This window comes from Rhodococcus sp. USK10 (assembly GCF_019378875.1).
GTDB classification, from domain to species: Bacteria; Actinomycetota; Actinomycetes; order Mycobacteriales; family Mycobacteriaceae; genus Rhodococcus_F; species Rhodococcus_F pseudokoreensis.
Genome location: NZ_CP076048.1, coordinates 2719909 through 2736878, shown reverse-complemented (window position 1 = coordinate 2736878; position 16970 = coordinate 2719909). Strand labels below are relative to the sequence as shown.

Below are 16970 nucleotides of genomic sequence, written 5' to 3'. Positions count from 1 at the left end.
TCAGCTCGTCGCCATCGACTTGTCCAGGGATTCCCGGATGATGTCGGCGTGCCCGGCGTGCTGGGCGGTCTCGCCGATGATGTGGAGCAGGACCCGGCGCGCGGACCAGCGTGATCCCGGTTCGAACCACGGCGCCTTCGGCAGCGGATGCGAGATGTCGAGGTCGGGCAGCGCGGCCACGATCTCGTCGGTCCGGTGCGCCACCGTCGCGTACCGCTCGAGGACGCCGGCCAGGGTTTCGTCGTCGCGGAGTGTGAATTCCTTCTCGCGGTTGCCGGTGCCCGTCCCGTCTACGGGACCACCGCGGACGGCGTCGGTGCCGCGGACGATGAAATCGGCCCACACCCGTTCAGTGTCCGACACGTGTTTGATCAGTCCGCCCAGGCACAGCACGCTTGCCGTCGGGCGCCGGGCCGCCTGCTCGTCGGTGAGGTCGCGGACGGTGTGGCGGAGCAGGTACCGGTGCTTGGCCAGCGACTCCAGTAGGTCGGCACGCTCGCCGGTCGTCGACGTTTTCGCGGTAGAGGTCACGGGGATCACCTGCTCCAGCCGGTCCGATGATGGCGCATTCGACCGTAGCGGTCAGCCGCCGTGCGCGGTGACATAACCGGTCGCGCGGCCGTGGGTGTCGAGTTCCCACCCCATCCGCTTCCGGGACCGGAGCGTCACCGACGAGTCGATGATCTCCAGGCTGGGGGCGCGGGTCTCCAGCCACTCCTGCACCCGCAGCAGGTCGGGCAGCGAGGACACCCACATGCTGACGAGGAAGTTCGCGGGTCCGGTCATCGACATGCACAAGCGCAGTTCGGGGCGGGTGCTGACGACCTCCACGACATCGCGGTGTGCGCGCACCGGCAGGCGGCACCACCACGTGACGGTGATGGGCCACCGCGTGGCGTTCTGGGCGACGTCGCAGCGCAGCACCACCGCGCGGGAGCGCAGCAACCCGGCGAGTTGCCTGCGCACCGAGGACGCGGGCCGGTCGATCACCGCGGCGATCTCGCGCGCGGACGCCCGGCCGTTCCGGGTGAGTTCGCGGACGAGTGCGCGGGCGACCTCGTCCGTCAGGCTCTCCGGCCTGCTGGATCCGGACTGCGGAGGGGTGTTTTCCAGTGCGGCGATCGCGGCGGACTGCGCCGTGTCCAGGGAATCGAGGCGCCACCGGCTGCCCTCCGCGTGGAGTGCGGTGCACGTGTGCGTCCGGGTCGAATTGACGCTCGGGTGACGCGGCAACTCCTCGAGCACCAGGTCCGACAACTCGTGCAACGACCCCGTCTGCACGGTCAGGATGAGGTCCCGGCCACGCGCCGCATGCTCGATCGACGACACCCGCGGGTCCCGGGTGAGCGCCTCGACCAGCGCCTTCGTGCCTGCGAGGTCGCACGTCACCTCGATCATGGCGGTGAACGCCCCCGCACCCGTCATCGGCGCGGGATAGGCGGTGATCCAGGCCAGCCCACGTTCGGTGACCGATTCCCACCGCCGCGCGAGGGTCGCGGACGTCGTGCGCAGGATCGGGGCCAGCTCGGCCCACGTCGCCCGGGGGCGGATCTGCAGGGCGTGAATGAGCGAAAGTTCGGATTCGGTCAGCATCTCGCTCATAAAGCTCTTCCTGATTCGGTGGGAATGATCGTTTTCGACGTTCTCGGCGGTCCGTCGTTCCGTGGCTCACAGCATATGACCACCGACGCATTCGGTCCCGAACGTGACCACCGACATAAGGGAGAGCAATGGATCTCTTGGACGACGCCCGCGCTCTACAGGGCGACCTCGTGCAGTTGCGGCGCGTACTGCACCGCGAACCCGAGGTCGGTCTGGACCTGCCGCGCACGCAGGAAACGGTCCTCGCGGCGCTGGACGGACTGCCGCTCGAGATCTCGACGGGAACCCGCACGACGTCCGTGACCGCGGTGCTCCGCGGCGGCCGCCGCTCGGCAACCGCCGCGCAGACGGTGCTGCTGCGCGCCGACATGGACGGACTGCCGGTCACCGAAGAGACCGGACTCGACTTCGCGGCACAGAACGGTGCCATGCACGGATGCGGGCACGACCTGCACACCGCGGCGCTCGTCGGCGCCGCGCAACTGCTGAGCCGGCACCGCGACCGGTTGGCGGGCGACGTCGTCCTGATGTTCCAGCCCGGCGAGGAAGGGTGGGACGGCGCCAAGGTGATGGTCGACGAGGGTGTCCTCGACGCGTCCGGTCGCCGCGCGGACACCGCGTACGGCATGCACGTCTTCTCCTGCCAGAAGCCGCAGGGCCGCTTCTTTTCCAAGGCGGGCACCCTGCTCGCCGCGTCGTACAAGCTGACCGTCACGGTGCGCGGGGCGGGCGGCCACGGATCGTCCCCGTCGACCGCCCGGGATCCGATCACCGCGATGGCGGAGATGATCACGTCGCTGCAAACCATGGTCACCCGGACGTTCGACGTGTTCGATCCCGTCGTCGTGACGGTCGCGAACGTGCGGGCCGGGTCGCGGCACAACATCATTCCCGACGATGCGCGGTTCGAGGCGACGGTCCGGTGCTATTCGCCCGCGACGTACGAGAAGGTGCCAGGGGCGCTGCGCCGCGTGCTCGAGGGGGTGGCGTCCGCGCAACACGTCGACGTCGAGGTCGACGTGGCCCCCGAGTTCCCGATGACGATCAACGACGTGGACGAGGTCGCGTTCGGCGCCGAAGTCGTCAGCGACCTCATGGGCGAGGACCGCTACGAGGCGGTCACGCATCCGATGGCCGGGTCCGAGGATTTCTCCTACGTCCTGCAGGAAGTGCCCGGCGCATTCATCGGACTGGGCGCGTGCATGCCCGGCGCCGATCCCGCTGCGGCTCCCATGAACCATTCGCCGCGGGCGCAATTCGACGACGCGGTGCTCGCCGACGCCGCCACCATCTACGCCGGGCTGGCCGTTCGACGGCTGGACAAGGCCACAAATGCCGCGGCCGGAGGTGACGCGCGATGACCGGGATCGCCACCGAGAGCGGGACCGTGAACGCAGGCCAACCCACCGTCCGTCAGCGGTCCGAGCGCTGGGAGAAGGCCCGCGCGATCGTCGGCGTCGGCACGGGCAACGGGATCGAGTACTTCGATTGGACCGTCTACGCCACGTTCGCCGCGTTCTTCGCCCCGCAGTTCTTCCACACCGGGTCCGCCGTCTCCGACCTGCTCGCGTCGTTCGGCGTCTTCGCCGTCGGATTCGTTGCCAGGCCGTTCGGAGGTCTGCTGTTCGGCTGGCTGTCGGACCGCCGGGGACGCAAGCTGTCCATGACGCTCGCCGTCGGCCTCGCCGCGATCGGCAGCCTGGTCATCGGCCTGACCCCGACCCATCAGACGATCGGTGTCGCGGCGGCGGTGGTGCTCGTCGTGGCGCGGCTCGCGCAGGGTGTCGCCCACGGCGGCGAATTGCCGTCCGCGCAGACCTACATCGTGGAATTCGCGCCGACGGCGCGGCGCGGACTCTGGTCCAGCCTCATCTACATCTCCAACACCACCGGAGTCGTCGTGGGCACGCTGCTCGGCGCCCTGCTCACCACGACGCTGAATTCGGAGCAGATGGCCGACTGGGGTTGGCGGGTGCCGTTCCTGCTGGGCGGCGTCCTCGGCCTGTTCGTGCTGTGGATGCGCTCCCGGATGAGCGAGACCGAGGTCTACGAGGAGTCGGGTGACGACACCGCGACGCAGTCGATGTGGCAACTGTTCGTGGCGCACCGGCGGCAGGTGTTCCAGATCCTGTTCTTCACGGTCGGCGGCACCGTCGTCTACTACGTGTGGGCGGTGTCGGCGCCGGCGTACGCGATCACGGTCCGGGGTATCGATCCGTCCGGCGCACTGTGGGCGGGAGTCGGCGCGAACCTCGTACTGATTGCGTCGCTGCCCTTCTGGGGCGCGGTGTCGGACCGGATCGGACGCAAACCGGTGCTGTACATCGGCAACCTCGGCATCGCGGCCCTGCTGTTCCCGCTCAACGCCATGATCGGGCACAGCGCGCTCACCCTGTTCTTCGCGATGGCGATCGCCCTGTTCGTGATGGGCGCGCTCCTGGCAGTCATGCCGGCGATGATGGCCGAACTCTTCCCGACCGGGCTGCGCGCCGCCGGTGTCGGGGTGCCGTACTCGATCGGGGTGGCGGCGTTCGGCGGGACGGCGGCGTACGTCCAGACGTTCTTCGCCGACCGTGGGTCGCCGGAACTGTTCGAGTGGTACGCCCTCGCGCTCATCGCGGTCTCGACCGTCGCGCTGGTCACGATCCCGGAAACCAGGGGACGGGATCTGGCTGCCCAGCAGTAGCCCAGGTGAGCGGCAAAGAGTGCTCCGGCACGCTTTGCCGCTCACGTGTGGGATCTTGAACCGGTGACGACACACTCGGTACGTATGGCGCGAGCCGCGGCAACCGTCGCGATCACCTCCCTGACGGTCGCCGGCACCTGCCTCGCCTCCCCGGCCGCGTTCGCCGACGAGGCCGACCGCACGCCGGGGAGCATCGTGGACGTCGAGCCGCTGCCTGCCGATCTCTGGATCCCCGGCACCGCCGATGCGCAGCGGATCACCTACTGGTCGATCGGGTCCGACGGGAACCCCGCACTCAGCAGCGGCGCCGTGTACGTGCCGCCGGGGGAGGCGCCCGACCGGGGCTGGCCGGTGGTGGCGTGGGCGCACGGCACGTCCGGGCTCGCGGACGACTGCGCACCGTCGCTCGTCGGCCCCGCACTTCCCGAGCGGGACTATCCGTATCTCGGCCGGTGGCTCGAGCAGGGATACGCCGTCGTCTCCACCGATTACGTCGGCCTCGGCACACCCGGTGTGATGCCGTATCTCGACGGAAAGGTCGAGGCGCACAGCGTCGTCGACTCGGTGAAGGCCGCCCGCGCCGTCGACGGGTCGCTGTCGAACAGGTGGGTGGTGGTCGGACAGTCGCAGGGTGGTGGGGCCGCGATCACCACCGCCCGCTACGCCACCGAGTTCGGCGGCGAGACGCTGGACTACCGCGGGGCCGTGGGAACGGGTGTTCCCGCGAACATCGAACTGACACTGCTGCCGCTCGGCCCGGGGGTGCCGCCCACGGCGATCCCTGCCGGCCTCACGTCGTACCTGTTCTACATCCTCGCGGGACTGCGGTCGGCGCACCCCGAAATCGACCTCGACTCGTATCTCACACCCCTCGGCGCGCACTACGTGGACGCTGCGGAACAGCTGTGCGTCAACGAACTTCACGACGCCGCGGAAGGTGTGGTGGTCGGCGACCTGTTCAGCAGGCCGTTGAACCAGATCCCGAACTTCCACGGCCTGCTCGTGGACTACATGGGCGTCCCGACGAGCGGATACGACCGTCCCCTGTTCATCGGGCAGGGGCTCACCGACATCGACGTGCCGGCACCGTCGGCGTTCTCGCTGGTCGCCGCGCTCACCGCGAACGGTGAGCCGGTCACGTTCACGACCTATCCCACCGACCACAGCGGCACGCTCGTCGATTCGCAGGCCGACACCATCCCGTTCGTGCGGGGCCTGTTCGACTGACCGAACGGGGCACTGTCCAGAATCCGGACAGTTGCTCGCCGCGTCCGCGGGCACTATGGCGTGGGTCACACGGTGTGGGTACGTTCGGATGTGAGTCGTGCACCGGTGCACGACCGGATCCGCGCGCGGCAAGGAGTCGAGGTTGGAGTTTGGCGGCACGACCGGGCACGCGGCGATGCGGCCGGAGATCGCATTGTCCTGGAAGCGTTCGGCGCTCAGCGGGCTGGAACCGACGTCGACGCCGAGCGACGATCCCTGCCCCGACCTGGACAAGTCCAGCCGGCTGCTGCAGGCGGCCCGGCCCGTCCTCGACGAGATGGAGCAGCAGATCCAGGGCACCGGTTTCTGCGTCCTGCTCGCCGACCGTGACTGCCGCATCGTGGCCCGGCTCTTCGACGGCCGCAAACTCGAGCGCCTGATCGACGGTGCCGGGGCGGTGCTGGGGTCGAGGTTCGGCGAGGACTGCGTCGGGACCACCGCGCTGGGGACGCCGCTGGAGGTCCGGCGGGGGGTCGTGATCCACGGCGAGGAGCACTACCTCGAGCGGTTCAAGGACCTCAGCTGTTACGGACACCCGATCGTGCATCCGGTGACGCGCCGCGTCGAGGGCATCCTCGACATGACGGGCGTCGCGTCGCGGGCCAACCCGCTGTTCGCCCCGTTCCTGGCCCGCGCGGCCGGCGACATCGAACGACGGTTGCTCGAGGGGTCCCGGGTGTCGCAGCAGCGGCTCGTGGACGCGTTCCAGCGGGTGTCGCCGCAGAACCAGATGGCGGTCACCGCGATCGGCGAGGACATTCTCCTCAGCAACCGGGTCGCGCTGGATCTGCTCCAGGTGTCCGATCACGCGACGCTGCGGGGGCTTGCCGCGGACCTGCGCCCGGAGCAGTCGAAGACGGTGCGGATCCAATTGTCCTCGGGCGAACCGGCATTGGTCCGGGCCGACCACGTGGCGGGCACCGACGGCGGCGCGGTGTTCGTCGTCCGCCCGGACCGCCGGACGAGTACCCCCATCCGGCGCGGGAAGTCGCCGTCGAGTTCGGTCGTCGAACGCAGCAGGTCGGAGTTGTCGCGGCTGCGCGAGACGCGGGATCCGGTGGTGATCAGCGGCGAACCGGGAACGGGCAGAACCACGGCGGTCCGCGATCTGGCCGGCGACAAGTCGCTCGTATGTATGGACGCTGCCGCGATCGCCCTCGACGGCGCCGAGGCCTGGATCGACCGGCTGCTCGCCCTGGCGGCCGGACCATCCGCGGTCCTGGCGATCGAAGAGGTGCAGTTGCTGCCCGAATCGATGCTGCCGCTGGTCGTGAAGATACTGGCGGCCGATGCGGGTCCCCGGATCGTGCTGACCAGTTCCCCGCTCGGTGACTTGCCGCCGGGCGTGGCGGGTCTCGCCGGCCGGTGCCCCGGGCAGGTGGTGTTGCCGCCGCTGCGGCAGCGCACGCGCGAGTTCGCGGACATCGCGCGGGCGGTCCTCGACTCCGTCGAACCGGGCCTCCGGCTCTCGGCGAGCGCACTCGACGCTCTCATCGCGCGCGACTGGCCGGGCAACATCGCGGAACTGTCCGTCGTGCTGCAGGCGGCCGCGCGCGGGCGCACCAGTGCGCACCTCGCCGTCGCGGATCTGCCGGACCAGTATCGGACGCCGCCGCGGGTGTCGCGGCTGGCGGGCCGCGAGCGCGCCGAACGCCAGGCCATCGTCGACGCACTGCAGGAAAGTGGCGGCAACAAGGTGCACGCCGCGGCCGCGCTGGGCATCAGCCGCAGCACGCTGTACGTCCGGATGCGGGCCCTCGAAATCACCGTCTAGCTGCAGTTTCATCCACCGATCCGCGACCGTCCGGAGGTGTCCGAAGTCAGGACAGTTAGTGATATGGCAACCAGTGCACTATGAGCCACGTCACATTCACAACTTCGGAGGTTTTGATGACAGCGACGATCGAACCCAGCCAAGCGGAACTCTTGCCGTCGGTACGGAACTTTCTGTCCGGCACCAAGCGATTCCTCGTCGGCGGGCAGTGGGTGGAATCGGCCGGCGGCGAAACGTTCGAGACCATCGACCCCGCCACCGGGCAGGTGCTGACCACCGTCGCACGCGGTGGCGCCGAGGACGTCGACCGCGCAGTCCGGGCCGCGCGTACGGCATTCGACGAGGGCCCGTGGTCCACCATGAAGCCCAACGAGCGCGAACGGCTGATCTGGCGGGTCGGCGACATCCTCTCCGAACGCGCCGAGGAATTCGGTCAGCTCGAGGCGCTGGACAACGGCAAGTCGGCGGGCATCGCCGCGGCGGTCGACGTCGCCTGGTCGGCCGACATCTTCCGCTACTTCGCGGGCTGGGCCACCAAGATCGAGGGCAGCACGGTCAACGTGAGCATGCCGTTCGTCCCTGGCGGCCAGTTCCACGCGTACACGCTGCGTGAGCCCGTCGGCGTCTGCGGTCTGATCGTTCCCTGGAACTTCCCGCTGCTGATGGCCGCGTTCAAGCTGGCCCCCGCACTCGCGGCGGGCAACACGGTGATCCTCAAGCCCGCGGAGCAGACCCCGCTCACCGCGCTCCTGCTCGGCGAGGTGTTCGAGGAGGCCGGCTTCCCGCCCGGCGTCGTCAACATCGTCACCGGCTACGGCGACGCCGGGGCCGCACTGTCCGCGCACGACGACGTCGACAAGATCGCGTTCACCGGATCCACCGAGGTCGGTAAGAAGATCGTCGACGCCGCCCGCGGCAACCTGAAGAAGGTGTCGCTCGAACTCGGCGGCAAGAGCGCGAACGTCGTGTTCGCGGACGCGGACTTCGACGCCGCCGTCACCGGATCGCTCAACGCCTGGCTGTTCAACCACGGCCAGTGCTGCGTCGCAGGTACCCGGATGTTCGTCGAGGACAGCATCTTCGACGACTTCACCGCCGCGGTCGCCGAGGCCGCGAGCCAGGTCAAGATCGGCCCCGGACTCGACCCCACCACCCAGCTCGGACCGCTCGTGTCGCAGGAACAGTTCGACAAGGTCACCGGTTACCTGGCCGCCGGACTCGCGGACGGCGCCCGCGCCCTCACCGGCGGAAAGCGCTGGGGCGACACCGGCTTCTACGTCGAGCCGACGGTGTTCGTCGACGTGAAGCCCGAATTCAGCATCGTCGAGGAAGAGATCTTCGGCCCGGTCGTCGCCGCGCTGCCGTTCAACGCGGAAGAGGGCGTCGCGAAGGCGGCGAACAGCAGCATCTACGGCCTCGCAGCCGGAATCTGGACCAAGGACCTGTCCAAGGCGCACCTCACGGCCCGCCAGCTCAAGGCCGGTTCGGTGTGGATCAACCAGTACAACGGGTTCGACACCGCCATGCCGTTCGGTGGATACAAGCAGTCCGGGTGGGGGCGTGAACTCGGGGCCACCGCCATCGACCTCTACACCCAGACCAAGGCCGTCAACATCGCACTCTGACCGTCACTCAACGAGGAGAAGACATGAAGACCAAAGCAGCCGTCCTGCTCGAAGCCGGCAAGCCGTTCGAGATCATGGAACTCGAACTGGACGGTCCGGGTCCTGGCGAAGCGCTCATCAAGTACGTCGCGGCAGGTCTGTGCCACTCGGACCTGCACCTCACCGACGGCGATCTGCCGCCGCGGTACCCCATCGTCGGCGGGCACGAGGGGTCCGGCATCATCGAGGAAGTCGGGCCCGGTGTCACCAAGGTGAAGCCCGGCGACCACGTGGTCTGCAGCTTCATCCCGAACTGCGGCACGTGTCGCTACTGCGCCACCGGCCGCCAGAACCTGTGCGACATGGGTGCCACCATTCTCGAGGGTTCGATGCCCGACGGCTCGTTCCGGTTCCACTCGGGCAAGGACGATTTCGGCGCCATGTGCATGCTCGGCACGTTTTCGGAGCGGGCCACCATCTCGCAGCACTCGGTGGTGAAGGTGGACGACTGGCTCCCGCTGGAGACGGCCGTCCTCGTCGGCTGCGGTGTGCCGTCCGGTTGGGGCACCGCGGTGTACGCCGGCGGCGTGCGCGCCGGTGACACCGTCGTCATCTACGGCATCGGCGGACTCGGCATCAACGCCGTGCAGGGTGCCGTCAGCGCCGGTGCCAAGTACGTCGTGGTGGTGGACCCGGTGGCGATGAAGCGGGAGGCCGCCCTGAAGTTCGGCGCCACCCACGCGTTCGCCGACGCCGCCGAGGCCGCCGCGAAGGTCAACGAACTGACCTGGGGACAGGGCGCCGACCAGGCGCTGATCCTGGTCGGGACCGTCGATGAAGAGGTGGTGCAGAACGCGACCGCCGTCATCGGCAAGGGCGGCACCGTCGTCATCACCGGCCTCGCCGACCCGGCCAAGCTCACCGTGCACGTGTCGGGCACCGACCTCACCCTGAACCAGAAGACGATCAAGGGCACGCTGTTCGGTTCGGCCAACCCGCAGTACGACATCGTCCGCCTGCTGCGGCTGTACGACGCGGGCCAGCTCAAGCTCGACGAGCTGATCACCACGAAGTACACGCTCGAGCAGGTGAACGAGGGATACCAGGATCTGCGGGACGGAAAGAACATCCGCGGCGTGATCGTCCACGCGTAGGCGGCTTCGCCACCCGTGCGCGGCAAACGAGTCCAGAGACTCGTTACCCGCGCACGGGTGCGGAGTGCCACACGTCGGCGAGCAGGTCGTACGTCTTCAGCCAGGACTCGGTGTTCTCGGCGTGGGACGCGACGATCAGTTCGTCGGCCTGTGCGTGCTCGGCGAACTCGTCGAGGTACGTCTTGACCTCGGTGGGTGTGCCGACCGCCGAGTACCGCACCATCTGCGCGACCTGCTGACCCGCCGGGGACGTCATGATGAGGTCGACCTCTTCGGGGGTGAACTTCTGACCGCGTCCGACCATCTGCACCACCCGTCGCCGCAGCGAGGCCTCGAACTGCCGGTGCGCGTCCTCGGTGGTGTCGGCGGCGATGGCGTTGACGCCGGCGATCACGTACGGCTCGGACAGCTCCTCGGACGGTTCGAACCGCTCCCGGTACAGCGTGACGGCGTCGACGAGCGAGTCGGGGGAGAAGTGGGACGCGTTGGCGTAGGGCAGGCCGAATTTCGCGGCGAGCTGCGCGCCGAACAGCGACGATCCGAGGATGTACAGGGGAACGCCGGTGCCCTTGCCGGGGATCGCGTCGACGCCGGGGACCCGTGACACGCCTTTGAGGTACGCCTGGAGTTCCAGGACGTCCTGCGGGAACCGGTCCGCGGACGCCGCGTCGCGGCGCAACGCGTACATCGTCTTCTGGTCGCTGCCGGGCGCGCGCCCGAGTCCGAGGTCGATGCGACCGGGGTGCAGGGTCGCGAGGGTGCCGAACTGCTCGGCGATCGTCAGCGGCGCGTGGTTGGGCAGCATGATGCCACCGGCACCGAGCCGGATGTTCCGGGTGTGCGCGGCGACGTGCGCGATGAGGACACTCGTCGCCGAGGAGCCGATGGACGGCATGTTGTGGTGCTCGGCGTACCAGATGCGGCGGTACCCGCGGGTCTCCGCGAGCTGAGCCAGTTTCACGCTCGCGTCGAAACTGTCCCGCGCCGTGTCGCCCTCGCGGATGTAGGCCAGATCCAGAATCGACAGAACAGCACTCACGGGCTTCTTCACCTTTCGTCACCGAGGTGCGAGAGGTTAGCCTCGCGCACTACCTCCGGGTACAACCGCGGAGGTAGTGCGCGTATTCCTGGCCGGTGTCAGGCCTCGACGAGTGGTCGCAACGTGCGGCCGGTGAGTTCGACGATGCCGGGTTCGTGCCCGTTGGCGACGAGATTGAGGACGACGCCGTCGATTCCCGGATCGAGGACCCGGGTCTTCAGCTGCTCGGCCACCTCGTCGGGGGCGCCGCAGAACTGCCGGTCGGTCGCGGCGGCGCGTTCTTCGTCCGACGCCTTCGACAGGTCGACGCCCCGCGCGAGCAGGAAGTCGTGCTGGAGTTGCCGGGCGCGGTCGCCGTCCTCGTCGATGATGACGAAGGCCAGGTAGCTGGTTTCCAGCGTGGACCGGTCGCGGCCGATCTCCGAACACCGCGCGTCGAGGGCCTCGAGTTTGCGCGGCAACTCGCTCGCGTTGCAGATGATGTTCAGGTGATCGGCGAACCGGGCGGCGAGACCGAACGTCTTCTTCTCCCCGCCACCACCGAGCATGATCGGCAGGTCGTCGCGGATCCGCGGTTCGTTGATCGCGTTCTCGACGTGATACCACTTGCCGTCGAACGTGGGGCGCTGACCGTGCAGCATCGGCGCGATGATCTGCAGCGCCTCGTCGAGCCGTTCGAACCGGTCGGTGAACGTACCGAACTCGTAGCCGTACTGCTGGTGCTCGAGTTCGAACCACCCGGCCCCGATCCCGAGGACGGCGCGTCCGCCGCTGGCGACGTCGAGGGTGGTCACCGACTTGGCGAGCATCGGCGGGTTGCGGTACGTGTTGCCGGTGACGAGGGCGGACAGCTGAATGTTCTCGGTGGCCGTGGCGAGGGCGCCGAGGGCGGTGTACGCCTCGAGCATCGGTTCGTCGGGCTCACCGAGGCCCGGCAGCTGGTAGAAGTGATCCATGACGAATGCGGTGTCGAAGCCCGCGGATTCGGCCTCACGGGCCTGTGCGATCACGGTCGGGAACAGGTCCGCGACGGGGGTGGAGTAACTGAAATTCGGCATCTGATATCCAAGGCGAATAGTCACCCGATCGACGCTACTCGGATGACGGCCGGGGCACCTCTTTTATTTCGGGGGTGGGAAGTGACCACCCTGGGGTCCCTGTTGCGACGCCTTGGGGTGATGCACCCTGACGGTAGTGCCGTATCCGTCGCCGATCCGCCATCCGCGACAACCTGCGCGGTGGGGAGGCGGACCAGGCAGAGCACAGCCCGAGGGGGCCAGATGAACACGTATCTCGATACGCAGCAAACCGGCGGCACGGCATGCGCCTGCCCGGAACGGCCCACGCCTCTTCGGCGGCACGTAGCCGTCCTGGAACGTCCGCTCGCGCATCCGACGCGTTCGACCGTCGGCGCCTTTCCGCTGACCGCGGCGCAGCGGTCCATCTGGTTCGCGCAACAGCTGACGCCGGAGGTCCCGTACGTCATTGCCCACTACGTCGAGCTGAACGGGCCGGTCGAACTGGGTGCCCTCCACGACGCCACCCGTCGCGCGAACCGCGAATTCGGCTGGGGATCGGTGCGCCTGGTGGACATCGACGGACAGCCGCATCAGGTCGTGGATCCGACCGCCGACGATCGGGTACCCGTCACCGACCTGCGCGGCGAGGACGATCCCGTCGACGCCGCCCACCGCTGGATGCGGAACGACCGGACCGCGCGCACCGACATGTACGACGGTCCGCTCCTGGTCTCGCACATTCTCCGGCTGGGAGACGATCGCTACTACTGGTATTCCCGCGCCCACCACATCGTGTCGGACGGGTACGCCGCGATGATGCTGATGAGCCGCACGGCCGAACTGTACGTCGCCGCCGTCGAGGGCAGGGAACCCCCGGATTGCCGGATCGAGGGACCGGAACGTCTCGTGCGGGAAGACGAGGCCTACCGCGCCTCCACCCGGTTCGTCCGCGACCGTGACTATTGGCGTGAACAGGGCAGCGGCCCGGCGTCGGTCCTCAGCCTGAGCGGCCGCGCGGCGCGACCGGAAGTCGACGCCCGGACGGCGACCGGGCACACCCCGGCGAGCGGCAGCACAAGGAATCCGACGGCCGTGACCGTCGCCGCCTTCGCGTCCTATCTCGCCAGGATGACCGGTGCCGACGACGTGGTCCTGTCCCTGCCCGTGTCGGCGCGGACAACGGCCTGCCTGAGGCATTCCGGCGGCTCGGTGTCCAACGTGATCCCGTTGCGGCTGAACGGAATCGGCTCCGCAACCGTGAGCCGTGCGGTCGACACCGCGGAGGCGTGTTTGGCGGCGGCACTGCGCCGGCAACGCTACCGCCGCGAGGACATCGGCCGCGACCTCGCCTCGGGTGGGGTCGAACTCCTGCATTTCGGGCCGGTGGTCAACGTCATGATGTTCTCGAAAGAGATCACGCTGGGCGCCGTGCAGGGGACGGTCCGGGTACTCACCACCGGTCCCGTCGCGGACCTCGCCGTCAACATCTATCCCGGGTCCGAAGGAGTCGCCGCCCGTATCGATTTCGAGGGAAACCCGGCACTGTACGACGCCGCCGAACTGACCGGGCACCACGCGCGTTTCCTCACGTTCCTCCAAAGCTTCACCGCAGCGGTCGAGTCGGACGCACGGGTTGCGGACCTCGACGTCTTCTTCGCGGGCGAACGTGCGGAATTCGCTCCCGCGCGTGGTCTTCCGGATACGGACCCCGTCACCCTCGACCGTCTGCTGACGCGAACCGTCGCGAACGACCGGGCGGCGATTGCGATCACCGACCGGGGACGCGCACTGTCCTACGGCGACCTGGACCGACTCGCCACCCGGTTGGCCCGCCTTCTGGCAGTTCGGGGCATCGGACCCGAGGACGTCGTCGCGGTCTCCATCCCACGGTCGATCGAGTCGGTGCTGGCGCTGTGGGCGGTCGCGAAGGCCGGCGCGGCCTATGTCCCGATCGACCCCTCACACCCGAGCGCTCGCATCGCGTACACCCTCGGCGATTGCGGCGCGACGGTCGGGCTGACCGTCCGCTCGGAGCGTGCCCGGCTGCCCGGCGACATCGCGTGGCTGACCGCCGATGTCGACGAACTCGACAATCTCTGTCGGGGAGATTCTTCCGACGTCCCGGCCGTCGTGGAACGCACCCGCCCGTTGCTCGTGGACCATCCCGCGTACCTCATCTACACGTCCGGCTCCACCGGAACACCGAAGGGGGTCGTCGTCACCCATCGCGGTCTCGCCAACCTGGCCCAGGAAATCCGGGACAAGTATGCGGTGTCGGCGCGCTCGCGGATCCTGCACTTCGCCTCACCGAGTTTCGACACGGCGCTGGTCGAAGTACTCGCGGCCTGTATCGGCGGCGCGACGCTCGTCGTGACCCCGCCCGGCGTGTTCGGCGGTGACGAGCTGTCACGACTCCTGCGCGACGAACACGTCACCCACCTCCTGACGACGCCGTCCGCGCTGGCCGCGATCGACCCCGGCGCGACGAACGAACTGGAGTTGGTGCTGGTCGGAGGGGAAGCGTGCCCGCAGGAGCTGGTGCGGCGGTGGGCAGGCAGACAGGACATGCGCAACGCGTACGGTCCGACGGAGACGACGTGCAGCGTCACCCTCACCGATCCGATCTCACCGGACGAGCGAATGACGATCGGCTCCCTGATGCGCGGCGTGGACGCGGTGGTTCTGGATCACCGCCTGCGTCCGCTTCCTCCGGGCGCCGTCGGTGAGCTCTACCTCGGCACCCCGGCACTCGCGCGTGGCTATCACCGGCGCCACGGCCTGACCGCCGCACGGTTCGTCGCCGACCCGTTCGGCCGCCGAGGATCCCGGATGTTCCGCACCGGGGACGTCGTCCGGTGGACGGCGACGGGGACGCTCGAGTTCCTGGACAGGGCGGACGACCAGATCAAGATCCGCGGATTCCGTGTCGAGCTCGGCGAGATCGACGCCGCGCTGACCGCGCAACCGGGCGTCGCGTTCGCGGCGACGGTGCTGCACCGGAACTCGGCCGGAAACCCGAACCTGGTGTCCTACATCATGGCCGAGCCGGGCGCCGCGATCGATCGTGAAATGCTGACAGCGCAGCTGGCACGATTCCTGCCCGACTACATGGTTCCGAAATCGATCATGCTGCTGCAGTCGATCCCGTTGACACCGACGGGGAAGCTCGACCGGGCTGCGCTCCCGCTGCCGGAGTTCGGCTCGGACTCGGTGCCTCATCGCGACCCGTCGACGCCGGCCGAGCGTCGGGTCGCGCGAGTGTTCGCCCAGGTTCTCGGTGTCGACGCGGTCGGTGCCGACGATTCGTTCTTCGACCTCAGCGGCGACTCGCTGTCGGCGATCCGGGTGGTCGCGCGGATCAACGCCGAGCTCGGCACCAGCATGGGCGTGCGCGACCTCTTCGACGCGCCGACGGTCGCCGCACTGGCACTGAGGGTCGCGGAGGCCTGCGCAGAGTCGCCGGCCATCCGCCCGCAGCGCGGGCCGAAGCTGGGTGCCACACCGTTGCCCGCTCTCGTGCCGCTGTCCCCGTCGCAATTCTTCATCGACCGCACCGTCGTGGAACCCGCTCTCCACAACATCCCCTTCACCGTGCGCGTGCGCGGCGAATTCGACGCCGAGGCCCTGCGCTCGGCGATGGCGGACGTCCTCGGCAGGCACCGGTCACTGAGGACCGTGTTCCCCGACTCGCCGTCGGGGCCGTACCAGCACGTGCTCGACGTGGCCGACGCGATGCCCGACCTGCGCCCGGTGGTGACGAGCCCTGCGGAAGCGGAGGCCCGGACGTCGGACCTGCTGTCCGCGGGATTCGACGTGCGGCGGGACCCGCCGCTGCGCGCCCGGCTGTTCCGGCTCGGCGATCGCGACCACCTGCTCGCGTGCGTCGTCCACCACATCGCCGCGGACGGCTGGTCGCTCGCGCCGCTGGCACGGGATCTCGCGGACGCCTACGCTGCCCGGTCCGCAGGCGGGGCGCCCGACTGGGAGCCGCCGGCCGCGACGTACGCGGACTACACCGTGTGGCGGCGGGCGCTGCTGGGCGACGAGGACGACCCGGCGAGTGTCGCGTCGAAGCAGATCGCCCACTGGGCGAACGAACTGTCGGGGCTGCGCGGGGAGCTTGCGCTGCCTACCGACCGCCCGCGGCCGGAGCGGTGGACGTACCGGGCGGGGCGACTTCCGTTTTCGCTCGACGAGCATGCACATCGAGGCCTGCTGGCCACCGCGCATGAGCACCACGCCAGCCTGTTCACAGCGCTCAGGTCGGCGGTGGCGATCCTGCTCGCCCGCCTCAGCGGAGATCCCGACATCGCGATCGGCACCCCGATCGCGGGTCGGGGAGACCCGGCGCTCGACGACGTGGTGGGCATGTTCGTCAACACGCTGGTTCTGCGGACCCGGGTCGACCCGAGCATGACGCTGTGCGACATCGTCGAAGGATCCCGCGGCGTGGAACTTCGCGCCCTGGCGAATGCCGATGTGCAGTTCGAACGACTCGTTCAGGTACTCGACCCGCCCCGGTCGCCGTCCCTGCACCCGCTGTTCCAGGTTGCGCTGTCGCTGAACAACTTCGCTCCCGCCGCCCTGAACGTGGCCGGGCTCGACTTCGAGGTCACTCCGCGTCCGCTCGACATCGCCAAGTGCGATCTGCACTTCCACTTCACCGAACGTCACGACGTCGATGGGAGGCCCGCCGGAATCGACGCCGAACTGGTGTATTCCGCCGACCTCTACGACGCATCCACCGCACAGGGTTTCGTCGACACGCTGCACACCGTCGTCGACCCGATCGGTAGGTGAGCGGGCATCGGACGTGGTAGATATGC

11 protein-coding genes are annotated in these 16970 nt (G+C 68.9%); 7 read left to right on the top strand and 4 right to left on the bottom strand.

Annotated features, from left to right (window positions below):
• A complete protein-coding gene (locus tag I1A62_RS19615) occupies positions 1-540 on the bottom strand; it encodes a DinB family protein (protein WP_219459488.1) in 540 nt (179 codons plus the stop codon).
• A gap of 42 nt (positions 541-582) precedes the next feature.
• Complete coding sequence (locus I1A62_RS19610) at positions 583-1602, bottom strand: Lrp/AsnC family transcriptional regulator (RefSeq protein WP_219459487.1); 1020 nt, start codon at positions 1600-1602, stop codon at positions 583-585.
• Positions 1603-1730: 128 nt separating this feature from the next.
• On the opposite strand from I1A62_RS19610, the gene I1A62_RS19605 reads away from it, so the two are divergent.
• The 6 genes from I1A62_RS19605 to I1A62_RS19580 all read left to right on the top strand — a co-directional run bounded on the left by I1A62_RS19605 (position 1731) and on the right by I1A62_RS19580 (position 10086).
• Positions 1731-2963, top strand: coding sequence for a M20 family metallopeptidase (locus tag I1A62_RS19605; RefSeq protein WP_219459486.1), 1233 nt, complete (start codon positions 1731-1733; stop codon positions 2961-2963).
• On the top strand, positions 2960-4288 hold the full coding sequence (locus I1A62_RS19600; protein ID WP_219459485.1) for an MFS transporter: 1329 nt from the start codon (positions 2960-2962) through the stop codon (positions 4286-4288). Before I1A62_RS19605 ends, I1A62_RS19600 begins: the two co-directional genes overlap by 4 nt.
• Before the next feature lie 84 nt (positions 4289-4372).
• Positions 4373-5515, top strand: a complete 1143-nt coding sequence (locus tag I1A62_RS19595; RefSeq protein ID WP_219459484.1) for a S9 family peptidase — start codon at positions 4373-4375, stop codon at positions 5513-5515.
• 175 nt (positions 5516-5690) lie between these two features.
• Positions 5691-7328, top strand: a complete 1638-nt coding sequence (locus tag I1A62_RS19590; protein ID WP_219461278.1) for a sigma-54-dependent Fis family transcriptional regulator — start codon at positions 5691-5693, stop codon at positions 7326-7328.
• Positions 7329-7444: 116 nt separating this feature from the next.
• Positions 7445-8953 (top strand): aldehyde dehydrogenase family protein, encoded by a 1509-nt coding sequence (locus I1A62_RS19585; RefSeq protein ID WP_124393916.1) that lies wholly within the window; start codon positions 7445-7447, stop codon positions 8951-8953.
• A 23-nt stretch (positions 8954-8976) separates the two neighbouring features.
• A complete protein-coding gene (locus I1A62_RS19580; protein ID WP_219459483.1) occupies positions 8977-10086 on the top strand; it encodes an NDMA-dependent alcohol dehydrogenase in 1110 nt (369 codons plus the stop codon).
• Positions 10087-10129: 43 nt separating this feature from the next.
• Here the strand turns inward: I1A62_RS19580 and I1A62_RS19575 are convergent, their stop codons facing one another.
• Together I1A62_RS19575 and I1A62_RS19570 are read right to left on the bottom strand one after the other, a co-directional pair.
• Complete coding sequence (locus tag I1A62_RS19575) at positions 10130-11125, bottom strand: LLM class flavin-dependent oxidoreductase (protein WP_219459482.1); 996 nt, start codon at positions 11123-11125, stop codon at positions 10130-10132.
• A gap of 98 nt (positions 11126-11223) precedes the next feature.
• Positions 11224-12207, bottom strand: a complete 984-nt coding sequence (locus I1A62_RS19570; RefSeq protein WP_124393918.1) for an LLM class F420-dependent oxidoreductase — start codon at positions 12205-12207, stop codon at positions 11224-11226.
• A 198-nt stretch (positions 12208-12405) separates the two neighbouring features.
• On the opposite strand from I1A62_RS19570, the gene I1A62_RS19565 reads away from it, so the two are divergent.
• Positions 12406-16944, top strand: a complete 4539-nt coding sequence (locus tag I1A62_RS19565; protein WP_219459481.1) for a non-ribosomal peptide synthetase — start codon at positions 12406-12408, stop codon at positions 16942-16944.
• The last annotated feature ends 26 nt before the right edge of the window (positions 16945-16970 follow it).